19 protein-coding genes are annotated in these 23515 nt (G+C 69.2%); 8 read left to right on the top strand and 11 right to left on the bottom strand.

What is annotated here, in order from left to right; genetic code table 11:
* Positions 1 to 53: 53 nt before the first annotated feature.
* Positions 54 to 1370, bottom strand: a complete 1317-nt coding sequence (locus ACFPGP_RS12485; protein ID WP_378590572.1) for a caspase family protein — start codon at positions 1368 to 1370, stop codon at positions 54 to 56.
* 246 nt (positions 1371 to 1616) lie between these two features.
* Between ACFPGP_RS12485 and ACFPGP_RS12490 the strand changes: the two genes are divergently transcribed.
* Entirely contained in the window at positions 1617 to 1976 is a 360-nt protein-coding gene (locus tag ACFPGP_RS12490; RefSeq protein ID WP_378590574.1) for an effector-associated constant component EACC1, read from the top strand.
* Positions 1977 to 2239: 263 nt separating this feature from the next.
* Here the strand turns inward: ACFPGP_RS12490 and ACFPGP_RS12495 are convergent, their stop codons facing one another.
* The 3 genes from ACFPGP_RS12495 to ACFPGP_RS12505 form a co-directional block, all read right to left on the bottom strand.
* On the bottom strand, positions 2240 to 3037 hold the full coding sequence (locus tag ACFPGP_RS12495) for a hypothetical protein (protein ID WP_378590575.1): 798 nt from the start codon (positions 3035 to 3037) through the stop codon (positions 2240 to 2242).
* Between the two features lie 122 nt (positions 3038 to 3159).
* Entirely contained in the window at positions 3160 to 3960 is an 801-nt protein-coding gene (locus tag ACFPGP_RS12500; protein ID WP_378590577.1) for an RES domain-containing protein, read from the bottom strand.
* Between the two features lie 48 nt (positions 3961 to 4008).
* On the bottom strand, positions 4009 to 4389 hold the full coding sequence (locus ACFPGP_RS12505) for a hypothetical protein (RefSeq protein WP_378590579.1): 381 nt from the start codon (positions 4387 to 4389) through the stop codon (positions 4009 to 4011).
* 1179 nt (positions 4390 to 5568) lie between these two features.
* On the opposite strand from ACFPGP_RS12505, the gene ACFPGP_RS12510 reads away from it, so the two are divergent.
* A complete protein-coding gene (locus ACFPGP_RS12510) occupies positions 5569 to 6345 on the top strand; it encodes a hypothetical protein (RefSeq protein WP_378590580.1) in 777 nt (258 codons plus the stop codon).
* Positions 6346 to 6894: 549 nt separating this feature from the next.
* Here ACFPGP_RS12510 and ACFPGP_RS12515 read toward each other — a convergent pair.
* The 3 genes from ACFPGP_RS12515 to ACFPGP_RS12525 all read right to left on the bottom strand — a co-directional run bounded on the left by ACFPGP_RS12515 (position 6895) and on the right by ACFPGP_RS12525 (position 11229).
* A complete protein-coding gene (locus ACFPGP_RS12515) occupies positions 6895 to 7857 on the bottom strand; it encodes an endonuclease/exonuclease/phosphatase family protein (RefSeq protein ID WP_378590582.1) in 963 nt (320 codons plus the stop codon).
* A gap of 351 nt (positions 7858 to 8208) precedes the next feature.
* On the bottom strand, positions 8209 to 9747 hold the full coding sequence (locus tag ACFPGP_RS12520) for a Calx-beta domain-containing protein (RefSeq protein ID WP_378590583.1): 1539 nt from the start codon (positions 9745 to 9747) through the stop codon (positions 8209 to 8211).
* Between the two features lie 465 nt (positions 9748 to 10212).
* Positions 10213 to 11229, bottom strand: coding sequence for a hypothetical protein (locus ACFPGP_RS12525; protein WP_378590585.1), 1017 nt, complete (start codon positions 11227 to 11229; stop codon positions 10213 to 10215).
* A 211-nt stretch (positions 11230 to 11440) separates the two neighbouring features.
* On the opposite strand from ACFPGP_RS12525, the gene ACFPGP_RS12530 reads away from it, so the two are divergent.
* Complete coding sequence (locus ACFPGP_RS12530; RefSeq protein WP_378590587.1) at positions 11441 to 11929, top strand: GNAT family N-acetyltransferase; 489 nt, start codon at positions 11441 to 11443, stop codon at positions 11927 to 11929.
* Positions 11930 to 11964: 35 nt separating this feature from the next.
* Here ACFPGP_RS12530 and ACFPGP_RS12535 read toward each other — a convergent pair whose 3' ends face one another.
* Positions 11965 to 12849, bottom strand: coding sequence for a homocysteine S-methyltransferase family protein (locus tag ACFPGP_RS12535; RefSeq protein ID WP_378590589.1), 885 nt, complete (start codon positions 12847 to 12849; stop codon positions 11965 to 11967).
* Positions 12846 to 13139, bottom strand: coding sequence for a virulence factor (locus ACFPGP_RS12540; RefSeq protein ID WP_378590591.1), 294 nt, complete (start codon positions 13137 to 13139; stop codon positions 12846 to 12848). Before ACFPGP_RS12540 ends, ACFPGP_RS12535 begins: the two co-directional genes overlap by 4 nt.
* A gap of 315 nt (positions 13140 to 13454) precedes the next feature.
* On the opposite strand from ACFPGP_RS12540, the gene ACFPGP_RS12545 reads away from it, so the two are divergent.
* Both ACFPGP_RS12545 and ACFPGP_RS12550 read left to right on the top strand, forming a co-directional pair.
* Complete coding sequence (locus ACFPGP_RS12545; protein WP_378590593.1) at positions 13455 to 14969, top strand: WS/DGAT domain-containing protein; 1515 nt, start codon at positions 13455 to 13457, stop codon at positions 14967 to 14969.
* A 345-nt stretch (positions 14970 to 15314) separates the two neighbouring features.
* The gene (locus ACFPGP_RS12550) at positions 15315 to 17177 is read left to right on the top strand and encodes a CehA/McbA family metallohydrolase domain-containing protein (RefSeq protein ID WP_378590595.1); all 1863 of its coding nucleotides are present in this window, start codon (positions 15315 to 15317) and stop codon (positions 17175 to 17177) included.
* Between the two features lie 25 nt (positions 17178 to 17202).
* Here ACFPGP_RS12550 and ACFPGP_RS12555 read toward each other — a convergent pair whose 3' ends face one another.
* Positions 17203 to 19146, bottom strand: coding sequence for an endonuclease/exonuclease/phosphatase family protein (locus tag ACFPGP_RS12555; protein WP_378590597.1), 1944 nt, complete (start codon positions 19144 to 19146; stop codon positions 17203 to 17205).
* 190 nt (positions 19147 to 19336) lie between these two features.
* Positions 19337 to 20113: a CPBP family intramembrane glutamic endopeptidase gene (locus ACFPGP_RS12560; protein WP_378590599.1), complete on the bottom strand. Its 777-nt coding sequence runs from the start codon at positions 20111 to 20113 to the stop codon at positions 19337 to 19339.
* Positions 20114 to 20332: 219 nt separating this feature from the next.
* On the opposite strand from ACFPGP_RS12560, the gene ACFPGP_RS12565 reads away from it, so the two are divergent.
* From ACFPGP_RS12565 to ACFPGP_RS12575, 3 genes are all read left to right on the top strand, one after another.
* On the top strand, positions 20333 to 20929 hold the full coding sequence (locus ACFPGP_RS12565) for a TetR/AcrR family transcriptional regulator (protein WP_378590600.1): 597 nt from the start codon (positions 20333 to 20335) through the stop codon (positions 20927 to 20929).
* On the top strand, positions 20926 to 22365 hold the full coding sequence (locus ACFPGP_RS12570; protein WP_378590602.1) for a DUF2252 domain-containing protein: 1440 nt from the start codon (positions 20926 to 20928) through the stop codon (positions 22363 to 22365). Before ACFPGP_RS12565 ends, ACFPGP_RS12570 begins: the two co-directional genes overlap by 4 nt.
* Before the next feature lie 123 nt (positions 22366 to 22488).
* A complete protein-coding gene (locus tag ACFPGP_RS12575) occupies positions 22489 to 23493 on the top strand; it encodes a beta-ketoacyl-ACP synthase III (RefSeq protein WP_378590604.1) in 1005 nt (334 codons plus the stop codon).
* The last annotated feature ends 22 nt before the right edge of the window (positions 23494 to 23515 follow it).

Below are 23515 nucleotides of genomic sequence, written 5' to 3' on the forward strand. Positions count from 1 at the left end.
TCAATCTCGGCGGCAACCGGCCGCTGCTGCCCGGCCGATGACCCACGGATCAGTCAGATGAGCCGGAAATCTTCACCTCGAGCGGCTCTCGTCTCCCTGGCGAGCGACTGAACGGTAGGCTCTCTGCTTAGGGTGTCGGGGCTAAGGTCATCCTCGGTGATCAGCGGCGCGATTCCGATTCTTAAGCACGTTCCTCCCAGCACTTGAGTCGCATCCTCGAGTCTTCTCAAGTTCTCCGCCAACACCGATTCCAGGCTAGCTAGGTTCTGCGCTCCGGGGGAGATGTGGAGCCGGATCGAACTTCGCGAGGGCCCCGGCCTGAACGAGGGGTCGGCGATCTGGTTGGGAAGTTGCTCGGCGGTGCTCAGGAGTCTGAAGGAATTGGAATCAACGGCGGCAATGATCACGTCTATCCCAGGAACCGTCTCCGTGCCCGCGAACTGCGTCTCCCGAAGCATCCGCGCGAATACATCAAGGCATCGGCGGTACTTCTCGCGGAAGGCTCTCCGATCGTCGCTCGTGAAGGCCGAGTGAAGCTCTATTGGGCCCGAATGATCAGGCAGCGACCGTGCGGCATCCTCTGCGGATTGTGAGGTCTGGACTGACGCGCCGTGTGCGCGATTCTTAAACAGCGGAAGCAGTCTTGCACGATCACGGTTCAGTATCTGCGGCCTAGGCATCCCCGCGCGCTGCAGGCTCGCCTGGGTTCTGTCGAAGAGCGCATCGAGGCTAAGCCAGCGGTTCTCGACCTCGGGAATTCCCGTCTGAATGTGGCGAAGCAATGCGCCGGTGAACTCCGTGTACGTCTCTCCTGGCGTGGCTCGGGCGGGCGAGTTATTGGGGGCCGACGAGATCGTGACCGCACCAGCGACGTCTACAGCAGCTGTAACCGCCGACTCGAAGCCGCTCATCGTCTGGTTCATTGCCCGCCCGGAGAAGCAGCAGTCGAGGATCAAGACCTTGGTGGATGCATAGCAGTGGTCCCGCATCAACTCGTGCACCTTGGACATCTCCACGGCAGTCCACCCCAAGAGCGCCGGGTCGTGGGAGGTGGCACCAACAGCCAAGTGAAGCTCACCGTCCAGTTGATCAACGAGGCCGTGGCCGGCGTAGTAGAACAACGCGACATCAGATGCGTCTCGTGCCAAGTCGGCCAAGGCGTGCAGAACCTCACGTGGCTCGGTCGGGTCGTGGAGAACCGAAACGTTCGCGGCTGGAAGTCCACCCAGATCTGGATCCGTCAGGGCAGCCCCAAGAGCGTGGGCGTTGTTGGCAGCGCCGTCTAGGTCCGACAAGCTGACATCATCGTAATGAGCAGCCCCAACCAAGAGCGCCTTCCAGCTCTCACGCGAGCCTGTGACATCGGTCAAGCCGGGCCTCCGTGAATTTGCCTACCACTCCCTGATGTCAGGATGCCAGACGTTCCGATGTGAGCTGCCAGCCGATGAATGTTGCGACGTCTATGGCCAGCGGCACCCGCGGCCGCCTTCGCCACCCCATGCGTCTATGCAGCCGCGGGTTTCGATCTTCGCCTGAAGGTGGAACGCTGGTGTTTGGCACCGGCGAGGAGGTCTTCGTGAGCCAAGACAGCATCGAACTGCGACTGACGCCGACGGATGGCGAGGTTGGCGGCATCAACGCGTGAAACTCGCCAACTGTTGGACTGGATGAGGCAGGAACGGATCGCCGGCACCCGTTTCGATGCGAAACCTCCAGAAGTCACAGACGGTGACATGGGCGCCGTGTCCGACGTGATCCAGATGTTCCTGCCAGGCGGGGTTATGGCGGGGACAGCAGGTGCGGTAGCCGGCGCGCTCTGGAACTTCATCCAGGCACGGCGAGCCAAGGTCCAGGTCACGATCAAGCAAGGCAACACCGAGACCGTCGTCAAGTCGACGATGTCGCAGGCGAAGGTCCAAGACCTTGTCGAGCAGATTCTCGCCAGAGAGGCCGGAAGCACCGAGCCGCCAGCCTGACCGTTCGACCCGCCTCAATCGGCCCCGCGCCCGAAGGTGGTGTGTTCAAGGTGGCAATCGCCCACCACCGCGCCAGCACGACGGCGGGGCCACATGGATCCGAGGATGTCTGCTGATCGACCTGCTTGCATCAGGCCTGCCGGACACTGTGCGGCACCGTAGGGCGAGCCTAGCCGCCCGCAAGCGGCGGTATGACGCTGGCCGAAGTCCGGCGGAAGACGCGGGCGGCATAGTTGGGAGCGCGGGCCGCCGCGCGGCTTGGTCTATCGAGTGTGTCCGTCCCCGTTGCGAGCGGCTTGTGCTTGTTTCGCTGAAATTCGTCGGTCGTCCAGGCCGCGAAGGATGCCGGCCGCGGCGGCCTGGTCGACGGGCTGACCATCGAGTCGAGCTAGCCAGGCGACCAATCGCCTGCCGGCGACGAACTCGACGCCGTCGATCATTGCTCCGTCGGGCACGGTGTGTTGGTCAGCGCCCCACACCACGACGACGGCGGTGACGCTGAGTGGATTCACCTTCGCACGTCGAGCTCCGCGGGTGTCGCCCTTGAGTAGGTCCCGTGTCAGGCCCTCGGCCCGCAACCGGGCCTTCTGGGCGGAGCGCGCCATTTCGGCCGTGTCGTTGATCTTGTTTCGCCACTTGGAGTCGATCGCCACCAGTCCACCAAGCCGCGTGACAACGAGATGGTCGATGTCGCCGTATAGCAGGTCGAGACTGTCGACCCATCCCCAGACGAGCCGCTTTCGCTTGGCCCGCTGCAGCTCGCTTCGAGTGTTGTCCTCGCCCCAGGCGCCCCGGACGTGTCGGATCGCGTCAGTGTCGTGCGCCAGGAAGCCGAGATGGAGCACGTGTGCATACGCTGCAACCATCCCCACTTGAAGCCCCCCAAGCAGCCACCACGTGAAGGGGGACGCGGGAGCGGTCGCCAACACCAGAGTGGTGATGATGGCAAGCAAGGCGACCAGCCCGATGCTGAGCAGCGCGATGAGATGGAGATTCGTGCGGAGCCAGCCACGCATCCGACGCCGAAACTCGCGGCGCGAGTAGGGGTGGTTCGTGGGCATGAGACCTCCAGACGCGTGGACGTCCCGATTCAAGCCCAAGAAGTGGTTGCCGTGGCCGTTCTTGCCGAGTTGGTGTCGGACGTTGAGCGGGGCCGTCTATGCCCCACTGGCCTGCAAGCGCATCAGTGGCAGGTCATCTTGAAATTCTGCGTGACTTGGCGAAGGGGACTGTTCCGCGCAGGGGGTCCAATTTCCTTGCCATCATCGGCCGAGGTTGGCTCCGTGGACACCTCCGCGCCGTCTGCCAATCGACGAAGGTAGATGGCAAAGCAGAAGTAGTTGGCGCCATGCTTCGAAGGGAACCTCACACCGTGAGGCCTCGAGCCGTCGTCTAGAGTCAGACGCCAGAACCACTCGGAAAACATCGTCGTTGAGTCCCGGTCATCGCCGAGCAAGTGCGCCTGGGTAAGTCGCGCTATCCCCTTGCCCTCCAAGACATCCCTGAACTGCGCATCGAGTTGCGCGATCGTGTCGGCGTGACAGACGTCGACGAACCAGCCCGATGCAGGCAGTCGTAGGGCGTAGATCAGGCGCTCGTTCCGCCACCCCGCGGGTACCCCATTGGGCGGCATGTGGTTCTTTGCGGCCCATTCCTGCGAGACGACGTCCGCGAGAGGCCGATCTGCTGCTGCACCCTCCAGGTCGTCGAACATGTCACCGAGCTTCGTGGTTGCGATGTCCTCGGCAACCCTGAAGTAGGCAAGCGCCTCCGCGTAGCAGGCGGCCATCGGGGTTGCGCCGTAGATGACGGGCCGCCCAGGGACGTCGAACCGTCCCCAAGCGGCCCGGTTGGTTCCTTCGACCCGCTCAGGCGGATTCATGGCACCGTACGACTCCTTCGCCAGGCGATGAATCACCTCTCCCCGCGACGGAACTAGTCGCAAACCCGTCGATGAACAGGTATGTGCCCGAGCGTCAGCCACAGTTCCTCCCCCCTTTTGCTGTGGGGCAGAAACTACTTCACTCGTCCGTCAATCGTCAGTACCTTCAACGAAGGCCTTGGCCGCTGCGAGCGCTGACCTCTCATCGCCTTCTCGCAGTGCCATGATTGGCGAGATCTCGCCTAGGCGCGGGTTGGCTCCGATGAACCAAGCGCGCGCTACGGTGTCGCTGTCAGCATTGCTGATGTCTGACCAAATCCGATGTGCAGCGAGCAGTCGCCGCATCGATTCCGGACGTGGCACATTTCCATCCGCTTTCGCCCACTTGTGTGGGAGTTTCGAATCTCGCACGTTCGCGAGGGTCGCGACCAGGGTTGGGCCCAGGTGGCTGTTCAGTTGACGGACGACCTCGTGGATGTCGAGCCGGATGGTCTCAGCGTGCGTGTCATTACGGATCCCCGTTGTGGCCATGATTGGACTCTCGCTCTTTGAAGGCTTTGGTGGGCGGGCAAAGGTGCCCGCTCGCTCGAACACAGAGGCTGGACCCCTACGTTGGAGATCGACAGCTCGGCTAGGGCTGGATCTTGGCGAACCTACGACAGTGCCGCACGTAGCGGCTTCAGACAGCGTCAGGATGCTCTGGTCGAAGGCGCTCACGGGTTCTGAGCGCGCCAGTAGCGCGGAGCGCGGCGTCGGTTGTCATAGGCAGACCATACCCAAAAGCGGTGTTCGTACCAACCCGTTTGCGGGTTATTTTCCACCTTTTTGCGAGTCCTTCGCCCACGAGGGTACAGCTCGGCTCGGCACGGCTCAACCCGACCGAGTCGGATTCGCGCCTGCGTCATGGGGCCCCGGGGGCCGCTGCAAGGCACTCGCCCAGGGGTCCATAGGCCGAAGGACGTCGCGGCCGCGCTCGGCCTCTAAGCGGAACCATCGTCGCTGCAAGCGACGTCATCGCGGCGTGGAGCAGGCCCAGGTCGACCGAGTGCCCCCACGATGAATGGTTCGCGGCCGTCATTGAAGGAAGCGGGCGAGAGGCACGAGGTCGCGACATCACAACGCACCTCTCGACACCCGGGGTGCGTCAAAGTGGGCGAAGTGGGGCGCACAAACTTTGCGTTACTACTACCAACACCGCTGGCGAGGCGGGCGCAGCCGAGGACCCCACGGTCGAGGTGAGCTTGCGGGTGCGACCATCGCCGTACTGCAACCGCTGCTGCAACGCGACCGCACTGGTCGGCACCCCCAAGATTGCCGAACAGTGACATCCGAGTCGTGATCGTCCGAGTCTGCACGGCGCTGCACGGGTGTGCTGGGACTACGGATCAGAAGGTTTGGGGTTCGAATCCCTACGGGCGCGCAGACCAGAACGGCCCTGACCTGCGGATACGCTGGCCAGGGCCCGTTTGCCCACCGGGCGCACGGCCCAGCCCCTGCTCTCAGTCTGGTGACGCCGGATGCGGCGTGAGCATGCTCAGGGTGCCCCGTCTCCGGTCACGGCAGCCCGAAAGGCATCCTTCGCGGGTGACCCGGGTGACCCATTCCGCCCAACCCTGGGGCTCGACGGGACACGTGCTTGACTCCACAACCCGGGCGAGCTCGCAGAGCCCGAGGGAGCCGCTCGTGGACCACCCCGCATACTGAACGGACATGACCGAGCACACCGGCCAGAAGCTCGGGATCGACTGGCTCAAGACGTTGGCGGGCGCCCTCGCGGCGGTTTCCGCTGCGCTGCTCCTCTCGACTCTCGGTGCGGCCGGCACGATCATCGGTGCAGCGGTAGGCAGTGTCGTCGCGACGGTCGGTGGTGCGCTCTACAGCCAAGGCCTCGCACTCACCCACAATCGTCTGTCCCTGGCTTCGCGCGCGGCGCGCCGCAAGGTCGGGGCCGCCCAGGCCGAAGTGCGGAGCGCCAACCGCCAGCCGGGGGCCGACCAGAGGGTCGACGCTGACCTCTCGCGGGTCGAGGAGCGCCTGGGCGAAGCGAAGGAGGAGCTCGACGCAGCAGAGCACGAGCCGGACGTGATCCGCTGGCGCGAGCGCCTCGAGACGCTGCCGTGGAAGCGCATCTTGCTGGCCGCCGCCGGACTGTTCGCGGCCACCCTTGTCGCCATCACCGTGTTCGAGCTCGTCGCGGGCCGGACCATCTCGTCGATCACCGGAGGGTCCGACGGAGGCGGGGGTACCTCGATCACCCGCATCGGTGGTGGCGGCGGGCCTTCAAGCCGGCCGTCACCGACCCAGCCCACGTCGCAGACGTCGCCGACCGGCGAGGGGACCGTCGGCCCTCTACAGCAGCCGTCCGGTTCGACCACGGCAGTCCCCTCGCCGACGACGCCCGCTCCGACCACGTCATCAACGTCACCGGCGACCACGGCGAGCTCGACCCCGCCCTCGCCGACAGCGACCGCGACGACGACCCCGTAGGCAGGACCAGCTCTCGAGGCTGCGTGGCGCCCGATCCCGGCTTCTGCCCAGCTCCGCCCTGGCTGGCTCTCCGACGGGCGTGACTGGGGTCGCCGTACCGCAACCTCTGCTGCAACCGGACCGCACGGGTCGGCACCTGAAGATTGCCGAACAGCGCCACGCGAGTCGTGATCGTCCGGGTCCGCACAGCCCTGCACGGGTGCGCTGGGACCACGGATCGGACGGTGTTGGTTCGAATCCCCACGGTCGCGCGCACCACAGAACCGCAGGCAGCCACCCGGCTGACCTGCGGTTCTGCTTTCCGGGGGTCGCCGAGCGACGTAGATGCCTGAGCCCAAGGCGCCGGCTGCAACCGGGGGCTGCAACCGGGTCACCCCGGGTCCTTCTCGGACAGGTCTCCCAGCGGTCGAGAGGAGCTCACGCTTCTCGTCCAGGGTGACGTGGCCGTAGACGTTCATCGTCATCTCGATCGTCGAATTCCCGACACACCCGTGGTCGGCCGACGTCGGCTCTGCCGGCGCCCTCGGCGGGTGCGCTGGTCGGGACTGACTAACCGGTGAGCTGGAACTCAGCCCAGAGGGGGTAGTGGTCGCTGATGCGCCATGAGACGGCGGCCTTGGAGAGGCCGGTGAAGGTGTGGGGCAGGAAGTCGATGTTGCCGGCCCTGCCGCTGTAGTCCAAGCCGTGCAGCAGGTTGTGGACGTGCCCCGTGTCGTCGACGTCGGAGAACCACGCGATCTGGTCGTAGTAGTGCCGGTGGGTGGGGCTGTCGAAGATCGTCCGTGGCAGTTGGCTGAGCTCCCCGGGAGGGAACAGTCCGGTGGAGACGAAGGCTTGGTACAGCGGGGTCCCAGGTCCTTCGAGGTTGAAGTCGCCGAGCGCGAACAGGTTGGTGTTCCAGTCGTTGCCGCGAACGGCCCACTCGTGCATCCAGGTGGCAAACGAAGTGATCTCCGGGATCCGGGTGGTGGGACTGTCCCAGACGACGTGGACAGTGGTGAGGACGAACTCGACGTGGTTGCGGGCGAAGCTGACCGCGTAAGGGGTGCGTGCGAACTGGGTGGCGGCCTGATCGGCACCCTGCGCGGCTGGGGGGAGGACGATCTCGCCGACCAGGCCGGAGGTTTCGACGCGCGTGGTGTTGTAGAGGAACGTGAGGCGCTCTCCGTTGCCGGCGTCTCCCTCGGTGACGTCGCTGCACACGAACCGCCAATCAGCGCCCAGCGCGTCGAGCAGTGCATGGAGGGCGGTGGTGTCTCGGCGGACCTCTTGGACCGCCACGACGTCGAAGGCCGAGATGACAGCGGCGATCAGAGCGATGGCACGCCAGTCGCGCTTGGGGGTGGCGTCCTCGGGTGGGTTCCAATCGGGGGTGAGGCCGGAGAATCCACGCAGATTCCAGGAAGCCACGAGCACGTTGGTGTCGGTCGGAGCAGGCACCACCTGATGGACCGCCGCCGTGAGCGACGCGACCTCGGTCTGGATCGCCGCAGGCATCGGTGTGCTGGGCATGACCCCAGCAGAGCAGTCCGCCGGGGGTAGGGCTAGAGGCGTCCGACCTGGGGCTGCGCGGTGTCTCGAGGCCCGCCCCGGGCCGAGTAGCCGGTGACCCGAGGCCGGCGGTCCTTTCGCACCGTGCGTCCGGCATGCGGCGGAAGGACGCGCCGATTGAGCAACAGGCCTGCCTAGCTGGTCGGTCGTGCGCGGCCCCGCTGAGGCTTCTGGCCGAGGCTTCTGAGTACGTCCGGGCCACTGTCGAGATCCGGCAACCCTGTGGTTCCCCGCTCATGCCTGAGCCCGCATCGGGCTGCCCGTGGGCAGTGGACGCGTTCGCGGGCGGGTCAGCCCGGTGCGACTCGCGACTCAGTCGTCGTTGATGATGCCTCCTGTGCCGCTCGGGTCGGCGAGGGTCGCGTTGGTGGGCCGAGTGAGGAGCAGGAAGAGGGTCTCGTTGGGCTCGCGTCGCCAGTCGCCGCGCACCGCGACGTACACGGTCTTGGTGATCTGGCCCGGCTGGAAGGTCAGCTTGACGGACTTGGCGTAGTAGTCGCTGGGCGCTTGGGCCGAGCCGTCGGCGGTCACCGCACGCACCGTCACGGTGCGTCCACTCGCGCCGCTGAGGTTCACCTTGAACCTCAGGTTCCGGGTCCCGCTGTCGGGCTCGACGACCGTGGCGTCGCTGACGGAGATCTGCACGGGTGGGTCGTCGTCGACGATCGTGCCGAGACCGCTCCCGTCGGCGATGGCGCCGCCAACCGGACGAGTCAGGTTGAGGGTGTAGGTCTCGAGGTTCTCGTCCACGGCGTCCTGGACGATCGCGACGTCGACCGTCCGGGAGGTCTCCCCGGGAGCGAAGTCGACGGTCGTGGTCGCGAAGCTGAAGTCGTCGGGCGTCGAGGCGGTACCCGCGACGGCTTCCACGTCGACGGACGCGGCCTCGGTCCCGCCCTCTCGGCTCACGGTGAAGGTTGCCGTGCCCGCCGACTCGTTGACCGAGACGTCGTTGATGGAGAACGGCCCGCTGGCGACCACCGTGCGGGTGGCGGCGCAGGTGCCCCCGTCATTGTCGGTGACGGTCAGCGACGCGGTGTAGGACCCAGCCGCGTAGTCGTGGCTCGTCGTTGCTCCGGTGGCGGTGGCGCCGTCGCCGAAGTCCCAGGCATACGACGCCACCGACCCGTCGTCGCGCGAGGCGGTCCCGTCGAAGTCGACGTGGAGCGGTGAGGCACCTGCGGTGGGCGTCGCGGTGAAGTCGGCGATCGGACGCCCGCCACCGGTAGTGACACGCAGCTGGGTGCCCAGGGTGGGCAGGGTGCCCACACCGTTGTAGTACGCCATCTGACCCGCGGTGCCGGTGTTGTTCTCGGCGCCGACGGTCAGGAAGCCGCCGTCGCCGTTGCCCTCGATCGTGCCGTAGGCATAGGTCACGTCCTCGCCGGGGTTCGCGTCCCCCTCGATGCCGATCCAGACCTCGAAACTGTTGAGCCTGGGCGCGGAGAACTCACGCACCGCCTCCCAGTCGACCACGATCCAGGTGTCGACCCCATCAGTCAGCGTGCCCACCCGCAGCGCTCCACCAATGCCGGGGTTGAGGTCGGTCCAGAAGGGCGCCAGCAGCCCGTCCAGGTCGTCGGGGGAGGGGAAGGCCGTGTTGATGAACGTGGTCGTCGTGCCACCCCCGACCTGGAGGTAGCCGTTCGAGGAGACGCCGAGCCGGGTGTAGCTGATGCCGTTGTAGGAGAAGGCGGGGACGTTGAAGTTGGTGATCGAGTCGTCACCCACCCCTGAGATGGGAGCGATCCCGAACAAGCTGAGGGGCAGGTAGCCGCCTCCCGGGCTGTCCCCCGGTGCGATCGAGACGTTGACGCACGACGCCGGCGAGGGCGCAGCGTCCTGGGCCACGGCGGCCAGACTCGCCCGGGGGGCACGCTCACCGGCACGGGTCTTGTTCGTGGCCACAGTGCCGAGGCGCTGCGGCTGGGACCCTGCTCCTGCACTGTGCAGCCCCGCTCGGCCCCCACCGGCGGGGTGACCGTCGCTGGCAGCGTTTGCAGGGCTCGTGGCCGCCGACGCGACGGCCAGGGCGAGCGCTGCCGCGGCAGCCAGGAGAGACCCCCATCCGGGCCTCGACGAGCCTCGGCGCTGATGACGTTGCGTCCCGGCCATGTTCTACCCCTCGGTGGACGGCCCCGAGACCCGATCTCGGCACGGTATACCCGGCCGCGCGGTCCGGACAGAGCCCCGGCTGCGCCGCTAGACCGGGACTAGGACAACCCGTCACGGCGCCCGACGCATCCTCAACCGACACGTTTCGAGCGCTCCAGGCGGCGGTATGGCGCGGGGTCGGCAAAGCCAGCTAGGTGGGGATCATGGCCCCGGGGTGGATTGCAGGCTGATCCAGGTGGCGTCGATGCTGACGTAGGGGTTGGGTCGGGTTCGTCCGGTGGGCCCCCAGTCGGCGAAGGTGCCGTCGCTGGCGACTACGTCGACTGTGCGGGCGGTGCGGATCTCGGCGGGATAGCCGCCGCCGGGGAGCTGCTTGCTTTCCAGCAGGGCCAGCGCGTCGGAGCAGCGGGGGTCTCTGATGCGCCCGGTCTCGGCCATCACGGTGAGGGCGGAGAGGACGTCGTAGAACCGGATCGGCCACTGGATGCGCAGCGGGTCGCGTCCCCAGGCGGGCCGGATGGGCGCGCCGTCGTGGCGCCGCCACAGAAGGCGGCGCTCGAGCAGGACCTCGGCGGCCCGGTCCACCGCGTGCTCCAGTTGCACTGAACCTCGAGCTGCTGCGGAGCGGTGGTGGCGGACCAGGCCGCGTAGCGGGAGCAGGGTCTCTTGGACCGAGGAGGTGCGGGCGGTTGGGTTCTTGTCGCAGTTCCAGCCGCCGTCGGGCCACTGCCAAGCGGCCAGCCGTGCGGCGAGGGTCTCGGTGCGCTGGTCGGCCAGTCCGAGCTCGTGCAGGTACCACAGCGCCAGGCCCTCCTGGGAGGCGCAGCGCCTTACCCGGCTGGCTTGGCCGGGCAGCACGGTGGTGGAAGGCGGGCGCAGGTGGCGGGGGGCGAGCAGCCACTCGAAGACCTGGTCGACCAGCGGGCTGAGCGTGGTGTCGCCGGGTGGGTAGCCGAGCTCGGCCAGCCCGGCCAGCGTCCAGTGCGGGCCTTGCCACTTGCGGTAGGCGCCGGTCTCGTTGCCCTGCCGGATGGTGCCGTCGCGGCGGCGGTGGGCCAGCATCCGCCTCACGTTGTCGCCCCCGGCCACCAGCCGGCGGCGCTGCAGCTGGGCGGGGTCGTCGTCGGGGAGCCCGGCCAGCAGCCGGTGCGCTCGCCACGCCACCGACGGGTCTCGGGAGAACAGCAGCGCCCGGGTCCACGGATCGATCCTGTCCACCACACACCACCACCATCACCGGCCTGTCCTGCTCCGCACCCAGCCTTCGACTACCCGACTCTCCAGAACAGGGGCGAACGGCCCGACACGTGCGGCGGCGTGGGTCATGCCTTCACCCCGACTTCTCAACCCTCGGGCGGGCGGCACTCCGCTGGGTGCGTGCTGCAGATCGGGCCAGCCGGGTCCCAAGACCGGGCGTAGCGTGTCTGGCGTGACGATCAGCCTTCAAGAGATCACCGAGGACAACATCGATTCGGTCCAATCGCTCCGCACGACGCCGGATCAGCAGCGATACGTCTCGACAGTGGTCGACTCGCTCGCCGAGGCCGCCGAGGTCCCCCAGGCGAACCCATGGTTTCGCGCCGTCTACGCCGATGAGCGGCCCGTCGGGTTCGTGATGCTGGCTTGGAACGTCGACCCCCAGCCTCCGGGAATCATCGGCCCGTGGTTCCTGTGGAAGCTGCTCATCGACCATCGTCACCAGCGCCTCGGCTACGGCCATGAAGTCGTGCGCCAGATCGTGGAGCTGATCCGAGGTCAAGGTGCCACAGAGCTGCTGACCAGCTATGCGCCTGGCGATGGCGGTCCAGAAGGCTTCTACGCAGTACTCGGCTTCGTCCCCACGGGAACCGTCGCCGACGACGGCGAGGTCCTCGCGAGCCTGTCCCTGGGCGGGCCATCGCCCGCGGAGGTCCCCTGAGAGCTCGCCCTCGGCCGTCTCGAGAGGCCGGCGGTTCAGGTCGGGTTGAGGATGGCGTCCATGGCAGCGATGTGTTCGGGGGTCGAGCCACAACAGCCGCCGATCAGGTCGATGCCGAGCTCCGCCAGCCGGCTGGCGTGAGCAGCCATCTCGTCGGCGGTGGCGTCGTACTCGAAGTGGTCTCCCACCACCTGGGGTAGCCCGGCGTTCGACTGGGCGATCAGGAGCAGGTCACCGGTGCGCACACGCGCCATCTCCGCTGCGATGAGCTCCATGTCCGCAGGTCCCCGGCCGCAGTTGGCGCCCACGGCGTCGGCGCCCGCCTCTGCCAGGTGCGCCACTGCGTCGGCCGGGCGGACGCCCATCATCGTGCGCCGGTTGGTGTCGAAGCTCATCGTCACTGCGACCGGAAGGCCGGGTGCGATCTTGTGTGCCGCCGCCAGGGCCGCCTCGGCCTCGCCGAGGTCGCTCAGCGTCTCGACCAGCACCAAGTCGATGCCGCCCTCGACCAGTCCGGTCAGCTGTTCGGCGAACAGCTCCTGCGCCTCCTCGCGCGTCATTGCCCCCAGGGGCGCCAGCAGCTCGCCAGTCGGGCCGAGGTCACCCGCGACGAGCAGACCGCGCTCGTCCGCCACTGACCGCGCGATCTGCGCCGCCGTCCGGTTCACCTCGCCGACGCGGTCGCCGAGCCCGTGCATCTCCAGCCGCGGTCGCGTCCCGCCGAACGTGTTGGTGGTGAGAAGCCGCGCCCCCGCCTCGGCGTACGCCGCGTGCGCTGTGCGGACCGCGTCGCGGTTCTCGAGGTTCCAGAGCTCGCCGGGCGCACCGTCCTCCAGACCCGCGTCTTGCAGCAACGTGCCCATGCCGCCGTCGAGCAAGACAGGCCGGTGCGCACCCAGCCGCGCCGCCAGCCGGTTCACCGGCCCAGCCTGCCGAGGTACTCCGCGATCCTGTCGGCCGGCCACTCCGCTTCGAGCTCGGAAGTGACTCGCTCAAGCACCTCGACCGGCGTACCGTCTGCCGTGGTCCAGGGCGTCCGCTCCCAGCCCGCGAGGTAGTCGTCGGCGCCGGTGTCACCGAGCCGCATCGCAGCCTCATCGATCGCCTCCTGCAACCGCGATGCGAGCTCAGACTTCACGAGCCCGTCCTCCGCCCTGGCCGCGACCATCGCCGGAAGCTCGCGCCACCGGGTCACCTGGTACTCCGTCATGCGTCAGAGCCTAGTTGCGAGGCCAGGTCTCAACGGATGGTCCGGCGAGTGAACGCCACCCGAACTCAGCGGTCGGGGAACGCGCCCGGGCGGCGGAATGTCGCGCCATGCGGTGAGCTGTACCCAGGAATGAGAGTCGATACTGGACCGCCTTGTGTCAGGCACGTCTCCGGGGCCATGGTTGCCGTCTGGCGGGTGATCCCGGGAACGGGCCCATGTCCGGGCCGGCTCCCAGCGCCAGCAACCCGTGACGTATGCCCCTGTCGAGGCAGCTCGCGGTGAACCACACTGGATGCGGGGAGTCAGGAGCACGTCATGACCCAAGGACAGCCGCTGGGCGTGCAGGACGCCCTGTGGCTGGAGATGGACAAGCCGGGCAACCTGATGGTGGTCGACAGCCTCTTCTGGACCGCCGAGCCGATCGATTGGGACAGGTACCGCGAGGCCACGAAGGAACGGCTGTGGGACCGCTTCCCCGTGTTCCGAAGCGTGGCGGTCCGCAGGGAGGACGGCGGTTGGTGGTGGGAGGAGCAACCCGACGCAGACTTCGAGGACCGCTATGAGCGGGTGGTCCTCGCGGCGCCCGGCGGTGACGCTGAGCTGCAGGAGCTGATCGCCTCGCAGCGCACCGTGCCGCTCGACCGGAGCGAGCCGCTGTGGCAGGCAGTCCTTGTCGACGGGTTCCACGGCGGTAGCGCCGTGCTGTTCCGGGCACACCATGCCATCGCCGACGGCATCCGCATGGTCCAGCTGACCCTGAGCGTCTTCGACACGAGTCCGGACGGGGCAGCCTCCCGTCGCCCTACGCCTCGCCGGCCCGAACGGGTCGTGCCCACGTCACCGGCCGGGTCTCCGCCAGCACGGAGCCGTGCCTCGCTGACCAGCCAGGCACTCTCGCAGGCCACGAACGTCGCGGGTGTCTCGCTGCAGCTCGCCCGCAGCACGGTGACCAACCCTGTGGGTGCTGCGCACAGCGCCCTGGCCATGTCGGAGTCGCTCGTGGGTTCGGTGGAGTCCAGAGCTCGGGCGGCGCTGGGCACACGCGGCCGGCCCGGGCTGCCGTCCTTCCTCGCGGGCGTGCCGGGAGACGTGGACACCGTCCGGAAGCTCGTGCTGGGAACGAGGAACGACAACACCCGCTGGACCGGCAAGGTCGGCGAGCACAAGGCCATCGCCTGGTCACCGTCGATCCCCCTCGACGAGGTGAAGGCCACCGCGCACGCCAACGACGCCACGGTGAACGACGTACTGGTCGCGTGCGTGGCCGAGTCGTTGCGGGCCTATCTGGAGGAACACCGGTCCGTCTGCCACAGCGTGACCTGGGACGTGCCGGTCAACCTGAAGCCGTTCGACCCCACCCTGCCCCTCGTGCTGGGCAACAGCTTCGCCCTGGTGCAGCTCGAGCTCCCGACGAACATCGACGACCCGGTGCGCACGCTCGAGGTCGTACGACGTCGCATGGACCGGATCAAGAGGGGTCACGAGGCCGTCGTCGACTTCGGGGTCCAGGCCGTCATCTCCAGGATGAGCAAGCGGCTGTACCGGGCCTCGATCGACCTGCTCGCCAACCGGGCCATCGGGGTCCTGACCAACGTTCCCGGCCCCCAGGTGCCGCTCTACGTCGCCGGGCAGAAGGTCGAGGGGATGATGGGCTGGGCGCCGCTCACTGCCGACCAGGTCATGAGCTTCACGATCTACAGCTATGACGGCAAGGTGTTCGTCGGCATCGCTGCCGACGCTGGACTCGTCCCCGACCACGAGCAGATCGTCGACGGCTTCGCCGACGCATTCCGCCGTCTCAAGCTCCTCACCGCCGCCCGCGCCGGCTGAATTCGTCGGGATCTCTCCGGTGAGGACAGCCCCTCGCTCCTCCGCAGCCTGAGCTGGCGACGGCGACAGGGAGATGTGACTGCTCGCCGCACTGCAACGCCGGCTGCAACACGTCCGCGCTCGGGGGGCACTCCACGGTCCCTCCCCCACCTGAGGCAAATCGTCGCCGGCCGTTGACCTGAGCACTGGCCAGGGGTTGTGTGGGGGGGAAGGCCAACCTTTGACCTGGCGCACCACCAGCCAGCGACGCTGAGGCACGTGGCGCGCCCGGACGGCTCGGGGCGACGCTTGCGAGCGGAGCGGGCACGTGCGACTGCCTGGCTCGCTCACCAACGGGGAGAGCTCATGTGCGGTGACTCGGACGACGTCGATTCGGTCGAGGACGACCCGCACGGCGAGGACGTCCTGACCCCTGCTGACCACCCGTTGACGCGGCGCCGCTTCGTCGGAGGGCTCGGTGCCGTGGCCGGGGGCGTCCTGCTCGCCCCCTGGGCGGGCCAGGTCGCCGCCTCGGCCGCGTCGTTCACCGGGACGCGCCCGTTCCTGGCAGCGATGCACGTGCACGGGAGCTGGAGCGAGCAGGGCGCGAGCTGGGAGTCCTACGGACCCCGCGGACGAGGCCTGGTCGACGTGATCTTCATGACCGACCACGACTACCGCGCGCTGGCCGACAGGTACTGGACGTCCTTGCGGGACGCGCCCTTCCGCAGCACCTCCACCGGGTCGTTCAAGCAGAAGGCGGCGACCAAGGTCGGCCGGACGCTCAGCCTCCTGGCCGAGAGCGCCACGACCTCGACCGCCACCGTCACCATGGCCGTCGACGACGTGTCGTCGAAGGCCATCTGGGACAAGCTCCGCACCTCCATCGAGGGGCAGTCCCTGCGGCACACCTTCGGGAGCTCGCGACTGACCAACGGCGCGACGTACGAGGTGCGCGTCCGGCTGTCGAACCACCCGGTGACCGCGTCCCGTCCCGCCGGCACGTTCCAGCTGTGGTTCCGCTTCGGCTCCGGGCTCGCCGCCGGCCGTCGTCTGGAGGGCGGCGGGCTGGTGGGGGTGGTCACGCAGGCGCTGCCGGCTGCCGGGACGACGGTGACCCTGGACCTGCAGTCGAGCGTCCAGCAGCTGTGGCCCGACATGCTGGCCGCGGACAACGGCTTCTACGGGCTGTCGTTCGTGGTCACCAGCCCGAGGACCGGAGCGGTGGCGGACGTCCAGGTCTCGGACGTGTCGTTCGTCCGCACCAGGCACGACGCTGCGTCGATCGCGGCGACGCAGCGACTGCTGGCCGACACCTACGGCCCGCGCTACGGGATGAAGATCCACCCCGCCATCGAGGTCGGCCGTGGAGTGCGGCACATGAACGCCTTCGCCGACCCGCAGTACATCCCCGACCAGGGGCTCAACCACCCGGCGACCCTCGACGCCTTCTACACCCAGGCGGTGACCGGCACGCACGCCCGTGGGGGACTGGTGTCGTGGAACCACCCGTTCGGCGCCAACGTCGGCCCCCTGCTGAGCGCCGCCGACCAGGCGAACGAGAGGCACCAGGTCTTCGCGGACCTGCTCGCCCACGACCTGTACGGCTCCGACATCCTCGAGGTCGGGTACCCGGTCCGGGGCCAGGTCGACATCAACACCCACCTGGCGTTGTGGGACACGTTCTCCCGCCGGGCCCGGTTCCTGACCGGGAACGGCGTCAACGACGACCACTCGGCCAAGGACTGGCGCGCGCTGAACAACGGGTTCGCGACGGGGGTCTGGGCGCGGTCCGTCGCGCACGCGGACCTGATGGCCGCTCTCGCGGCCGGTCGCGCCTACACCTCGCACGCAGGCAAGTGGGCCGGGGGACAGCTCGACATGCTGGTGGACGACTCGGTCGCCATGGGCCAGGCGTCCGTCAGCAGCCGGACCAGCCGCAGCCTCGCGGTCTTCGCGGCCAACCTGCCCGCCGGCAGCTCTGTCGAGCTGGTGCGGGGGCCGGTCGACTACGCCGGCCAGGACCCGGGCACCGCGGTGATCGCGACCATCGCCGCGTCCACCTTCGGCAGCGACGGGACGGCGAGCCGCTCGATCAGCACCTCCACCTCCTGCTTCGTGCGCGCCCAGGTCCGCAACGCCGCCGGTGCCATCATCGGCGTCGGCAACCCGGTCTGGCTCCTGCGCGAGCCACCGCCCGGCGGCATCCCGACCCGCCGCGCGGCCTGACCGGGAGCTCACGGGAAGCCGGACGTCAGGGGACGAGCGTCGTGAGCACCGGCAGGTGGTCCGAAGCCTGCTCGTCGTAGAGGACGTCGGCATCCTGGAACCGGACTCCCCGCCCGAAGACCCAGTCGATGCGCCGGTGGGGGGCATCGCTCGGTTGGGTCAGCGCACCCGGGTCCCCGGCGTCGTCGATGGCGCTGACGAAACCAGCCCGGGTGATGGTGGCGATCTCCTCGTCGCTCGGCGCTGCGTTGAGGTCACCGGCAAACACCAACGGGGCCGCATCCATCGCGTCGAATTCGGGGAGCAGGACGGCGAGCTGCTGCAGCCGGACCGCCGCACGGCCGGCCCCGTCCTCGAGGTGGACCGCCACCACCGTCAGGTCGCCCAGCTGGCTCGTGACGGTCGCGGCCACCATCGACCGCGCCTGGGTGCCGGTGCCCTGGGGGAGCTCGACCCGCCGTACGTCGGCGAGGGGCCATCGAGACAGGATCAGGCTGCCGAACTGCCGGTCAGCCGACGGGGCGAAGGTCCAGTGCCCACCCAGCCGTTGCGCCAGCCAGGCGGCGTCGTCAGCGCCTCCACCGATGAGCCAGCCACGAGAGACCTCGTTGAGCACCAGGACATCCGGGTCGTGCCGCTCGACGGCCCCTGCCACTGCCTCCAGGTCCGCGATGCCGGAACCGCCCACGGCGTAGTGCACGTTCCAGGACATGATCCGCACGGAGGCCGTGTCGGCCGGCCGGGATGGGTCGAGAAGCCGGTCCGGGGTGGTCCAGGGCCTGCCCGCCACGACGGCCAGCGCGGCGACGGTGGCCGAGAGGCCGACGACCAGCAGCCGCTGCGTCCGCCGACTGCTCGATCGGCCGAGGGCGGGATGGCCGCGGACCCCCGCAGCGCCGAGCAGCAGCGCGGCCGCCGTCAGGCTCAGGTAGTTCGGGAACCCGAGCGGCGCCCGGTACTCGATCTGGTAGAGCATCATCGGCACGATCGCGCTCAGCCCTGCGACGGTGGCGGCCACGACCGTGCGCCCACCGATCACGGGCTCCGACACGACAGCGTCCTCGTCCTGGCGGGGCTGCAGAGCGCCCCTCATCGACAGGGCGCACGTCACCTGGACCATCACGACTCCCGCGAGCACGAGCCCGGCGGGAGCTCCCCCCGCCCTGGGCACCTGGAGCAACCCGGTGACAACCACGACCAGGACCGCGGCGGTCACGACGGTAAGCGGGAGAGCAGGACGATCGGCCGCGCGTGCACCAACGGCTGCGGCGAGGAGGAGTCCCAGGGCCGCCACACCGCCCGCCACGAACAACGTGACGTCAGCCTGTGAGGCGACGAACGCGGGGTTCGCGGTGATGAGTGTTGCCAGCGCCAGGAACGGCCCCAGCGCCCAGACACGTCGCGGGTGGAGTGCAGCGACATCACGCTCCCGGCGTGCTGCGGCGACGGCCGTGCCGATGACCGCGAGGCTCATCAGCCCCGACACCGTCCAGCCCGGGAAGGAGCTCCTCCAGAACGCGTCCCAGGTGCCGAGCAGTACCTGCGTGAGGACGGAGAACGCCAAGCCGCTGCTCAGGGCGGCCGCGGCATCCCGCTGGCCCCCGGCGCAGGAGGCAAGGGCGGCGACGGCGAGAACGAGAGCTGCGAGCGAGACGGCGATCGCCGCCATCGCGATGCCCACCTTGGCTCCGGGCGGAGCCGCCTGGGCGGCCAGCCGCAGCGCGACCAGCAGCGCGGCCGGTGCGACGAGGACGACCGTGCCGTCGTGCTGCGGCAGGACCCGGTGGGCGAGCGCGATCCCGGCGACGACGACTCCGGGACCGGCATAGGTGGCCACCGCTACCAGGATCGCGGGCTCCATGCCGGACGAGGAGTAGACGCTGTCCATCAAGGGGCCGGTGCTGCGGACGAGCTCGAGTGTCATCGCGGTGACGGCGGCCACGAACCAGCAGAGCCGTCGGGCTTCCACCGACCTCACCTCGGATCCGAGCGCGGCACCGGAGGCAGTCCCTCACCCCCCGTTCAGGACTCCCGCCGACGAGGTACATCTCCAGCGAACGCCCGTCGACCGGGCGCCGGTAGAGGAGGAAGTCCGCAGCGCCCGCCACGAGGCGACTCCGGTGCGTGCCCCACCCCGACCAGCTGCGCCTGGCTGCAGCTCACACCGCGGGGAGCGCGTCGGCGGCGTCCTCGTGCTGACCGCTGCGCCGCAGGAGCACGACCACGCCGGCGATGGCCAGGGCGAAGGCCAGCCACTGCACCAGGCTGAGGGTGACGAACGGCGACTCGGCGTCCGTCGCGGCGTCGGAGAACGCGAACGTGGTGAAGTCGATCCAGGCGTGCAGCAACATGCAGATCACGAGGGTGCCGGCCACCCGTCGGGTGACGTAGAGGACCGAGCCCGCCACGAACGCGATACCGATCTGCTGCACCGTGGAGCCGAGGGACTGCCCGAAGAACAGGTTCAGGGCGTGGACCAGGCCGAAGAGCAGACAGCTGAAGAACCACGCCATCGGCTCCCCGAAGCCGCCGCGCAGGCCCACCAGTCCGGTGCCGCGGGTCAGCATCTCCTCGCCGAAGCCGACGAGCAGCGTGCCCACCCCCAGCCAGAAGAGGTAGGCGGCGGTCCGGTCGGCGGGCCCGAAACCACCCAGCAGCGCGCCGAGTCCGGGCAGGAACATCAGCACCGGCACGGCCCACAGCCAGCGGGGGGCGCGCAGGTCCTCCCTGATGGCCGGGCCCCACCAGCCCAGGTAGCTGGTCGCCACCGCCAGGAACACGCTCGCGAGAGCGACCGGGAGGACGATCCCCTTGACGATGTTGGAGGTCGTGTCACCGACGGTGTCGTAGTCGAGACCGACGACCACCCAGGTGATCGCCACGATCGTCATGTAGCCGATCGCCAGGCCGACGGTGATGAGAGGGCGTGGCTGCACGCGCATGAGCACCTTCGCAGTGGTTGCCGACCTCGAACGAGGTCGTGGTTGGTCAGGACTCGAAGTCGCCCAGCCCACCGACACAGCGGTGGCCCAGCCGTGCGCAGATTGCCCGGGCCGAGTGGTTCGGTAACCAGCCGGTCAGGCAATGGTCCAGACCGCGCGACAGGTGGAGAGGGACTGCTGATAGTTCGGCATCTCGCCCCTACAGTTGCGCGGGTGAGCGGAGACGACGACCGGGTGGACGGCCGGTCGCTGCGCTTCCAGCACCGCCGTCCGGAGCTCCTGGCGGCTGCCGTCGAGTACGTGCTCGACCGCGGCATCGCCGATCTCTCGTTGCGGCCCATGGCCAGGGAGCTCGGGGTCACCCACGGCACCGTCCTGCGCCACTTCGGCACCAAGGAGGCCCTCGTCACCGAGGTCGTCAACACGATCCGGGAAGACCTCCTCGACGACCTCGTCCGTTCCGCCGGCACCCGGGCCCCGGGTTCGCCGCGGGACGCCATGTGGTCAGCCTGGCGCCGGCTCAGCCAGCCCTCCGAGCGCCGCCAGTTCGTCCTGCTCTTCGAGCTCGTGGCCATCCACGCGCGCGACCCTGACAGGTTCGGCTCGCTGGCGCCGATGCTCGTCACGGACTTCCTCGGGCCGATCGAGGCGAGCCTGCGGGGCTACGGCCTGCCCACGCGTGAGGCGCGCAAGGTCGCCACCGGTTTCCTGGGCCAGGTGCGCGGTCTGCAGCTCGACCTCGTCGTCACGGGTGACCAGCGCCGCGTTGACGCCGCCATGAAGAACTACATCGAGAGCGTGACGTCGTGACAGCTCCTGGCCCCGTCGTCCGCAGGGCGCTCCCGGACGCCGAGTACCTCCCGCGGGTGACGGTCCCCGAGCGCACGGCCCGCGGCACGGCTCTCCGTGACCAGCACCCACCGGAGCGGGTCGCGAGGTGGCGGGAGACCGAGGGGCGGACCGACCCGGTCGCCATCCTGGAGCGTCAGGCGAGCAGCCGGATCCCGGAGCTCGTGCCCCTCCGGTACAGCCGGATGCTGGAGTCACCCTTCGCCTTCTTCCGCGGCGCGGCCGCGATCATGGCGGCGGACGTCTCCGCGGCCGAGTCGCCGGGCCTCCGCGCGCAGCTCTGCGGCGACGCGCACCTGATGAACTTCGGCCTGTTCGCGACCCCCGAGCGGACTCTTGTGTTCGGCATCAACGACTTCGACGAGACGCTGCCCGGTCCCCTCGAGTGGGACGTCAAGCGCCTCGCTGCCAGCGTCGAGGTCGCGGGCCGCGACCTGGGCTTCAGCGCCAACCGCCGGCGCGCGGCGACGGTGGCCACGATCGCGGCGTACCGCAGGGCGATGCTCGAGTTCGCCGAGATGCGCAACATCGACGTCTGGTACGCGCGACTGCCCGGTGACGCGCTCGCCGAGCGCCTCGAGCAGCTGTCGGACAAGGTGTCGACCAAGGAGGTCCGCAAGCGCGTCCGGCGAGCGTTGGAACGTGACCACCTCAAGGCGTTCAACCGGCTCATCGAGGACCACGACGGGGTCCCCCGCTTCATCGCCGACCCGCCGGTGCTGGTGCCCGCAGGCGACCTGCTCGAGGGGGAGCAGCGCGACAGGTACGTCGAGGTGGTCCAGGACTTCCTGACCCAGTACCGCACCGGCCTCTCGCCGGACCGCCGCAGGTTGCTCGAGTCCTACCAGTTCGTCGACATGGCCCGGAAGGTGGTCGGGGTCGGCAGTGTCGGGACGCGCGCGTGGGTGGTGCTCTTCATGGGGCGCGACGCCGGTGACCCGTTGCTGCTGCAGCTCAAGGAGGCCCAGCCCTCGGTGCTCGCCCCCTACGCGGGGGCCAGCGTGCACGACTCCGAGGGCCGGCGGGTCGTCGAGGGCCAGCGGCTCACCCAGGCCGCCGGCGACCACATGCTCGGGCACTACCGGCTCCGGGCCTGGGACGGACTGGTGCACGACTTCTACGTCCGCCAGCTCTGGGACGGCAAGGCGTCGATCGACCTGACCCGGCTGACGGCCAAGGGCCTGACGGCGTACGGCGACAGCTGCGGGTGGACCCTGGCACGGGCGCACGCGCGGTCGGGCGACCGCATCGCGATCGCCGCCTGGCTCGGGGAGGACGACGCCTTCGAGCAGGCCATGGCGGACTTCGCCGTGGAGTACGCCGACACCAACGAGGCAGACCACGCACGCCTGCAGGCGGCCGCGGACGAGGGGCGCATCCAGGTCGCTGCCGACTGACCGGCCCGCGGCCGACGACCACCCCTGGCCGGTGGCGCTGGTGCGGACCGGGCGGGCCGGCCGGCGACGGACGTCGCATACGCTCAGCCCTCGTCGGGGGTGGCCCGGGGAGTGGGAGAGACGATGACGACGATCAGGCAGCCGTCGGGGGCGCGCGCCACGGCGCTGCTGGGGCTGGGGACCTACCGGCCGGAGCGGGTCGTGACCAACGAGGAGATCTGCGAGGTGCTCGACTCGAGCGACGAGTGGATCCAGTCGCGCTCGGGCATCCGGAGTCGGCGGTACGCCGGCGAGGACGAGACCCTGGTCGACATGGCGACCGCGGCGGCCCGTCGCGCGCTCGAGGCCGCGGGTGTGACCGCGGACCAGCTCGGCACGGTCATCGTCGCGACCTCCTCGCACGCACAGCACACGCCGGCCGCGGCGCCGCTGGTCGCCGACCGGCTGGGCTCGCGCGCGGCGGCGTTCGACATGGGCGCCGGCTGCGCCGGCTGGTGCCACGCCGTCTCGGTGGCCTCGGACCTGGTGCGCGGCGGCAACGCGTCGTACGCCCTGGTGATCGGCGTCGAGAAGCTCAGCCTCTTCCTCGACCCGACCGACCGCTCGACGGCGTTCATCTTCGCCGACGGGGCCGGCGCGGTGGTCGTGGGACCGGCCGACGAGCCCGGCATCGGCCCGGTGGCGTGGGGCTCCGACGGCTCGCAGTCGCACGTGATCACGCAGGAGCCCGGCTGCCAGCACGTCACGCCCGACCACCCGATGGTCGTGCGGATGGAGGGCACGGCGGTCTTCCGCTGGGCGCCGTTCGCGATGGCGGACGTCGCCCGGTCGGCGGTCGAGGGAGCCGGGCTGGCCCTGACCGACCTCGATGCCTTCATCCCGCACCAGGCCAACATGCGGATCACCGAGACCCTGGCCCGCAACCTCAAGCTCCCCGAGGGCATCGCGATCGCGCGTGACGTCCAGGAGTCGGGCAACACCTCCGCGGCGTCGGTGCCGCTCGCCATCGAGACCATGGTCCGCAATGGCGAGGCGCAGCCCGGCGACACGGCGCTGCTGATCGCGTTCGGCGCCGGGCTGAGCTACGCCTCGCAGGTCGTGCGGCTGCCACCCGTCGCCACCGCCTGACCGAGCACCACCCCGGCTGCCA

It is taken from the genome of Nocardioides taihuensis, assembly GCF_042657275.1.
GTDB lineage: Bacteria > Actinomycetota > Actinomycetes > Propionibacteriales > Nocardioidaceae > Nocardioides > Nocardioides taihuensis.

What these genes read in the sequence shown, in the direction of transcription:
- ACFPGP_RS12490 (WP_378590574.1), top strand. Translation starts at nt 1,617, where the DNA reads ATGGCGAGGTTGGCGGCATCAACGCGTGAAACTCGCCAACTGTTGGAC.
- ACFPGP_RS12495 (WP_378590575.1), bottom strand. Translation starts at nt 3,037, where the DNA reads ATGCCCACGAACCACCCCTACTCGCGCCGCGAGTTTCGGCGTCGGATG.
- ACFPGP_RS12505 (WP_378590579.1), bottom strand. Translation starts at nt 4,389, where the DNA reads ATGGCCACAACGGGGATCCGTAATGACACGCACGCTGAGACCATCCGG.
- ACFPGP_RS12510 (WP_378590580.1), top strand. Translation starts at nt 5,569, where the DNA reads ATGACCGAGCACACCGGCCAGAAGCTCGGGATCGACTGGCTCAAGACG.
- ACFPGP_RS12515 (WP_378590582.1), bottom strand. Translation starts at nt 7,857, where the DNA reads ATGCCCAGCACACCGATGCCTGCGGCGATCCAGACCGAGGTCGCGTCG.
- ACFPGP_RS12540 (WP_378590591.1), bottom strand. Translation starts at nt 13,139, where the DNA reads ATGACGGAGTACCAGGTGACCCGGTGGCGCGAGCTTCCGGCGATGGTC.
- ACFPGP_RS12545 (WP_378590593.1), top strand. Translation starts at nt 13,455, where the DNA reads ATGACCCAAGGACAGCCGCTGGGCGTGCAGGACGCCCTGTGGCTGGAG.
- ACFPGP_RS12550 (WP_378590595.1), top strand. Translation starts at nt 15,315, where the DNA reads ATGTGCGGTGACTCGGACGACGTCGATTCGGTCGAGGACGACCCGCAC.
- ACFPGP_RS12575 (WP_378590604.1), top strand. Translation starts at nt 22,489, where the DNA reads ATGACGACGATCAGGCAGCCGTCGGGGGCGCGCGCCACGGCGCTGCTG.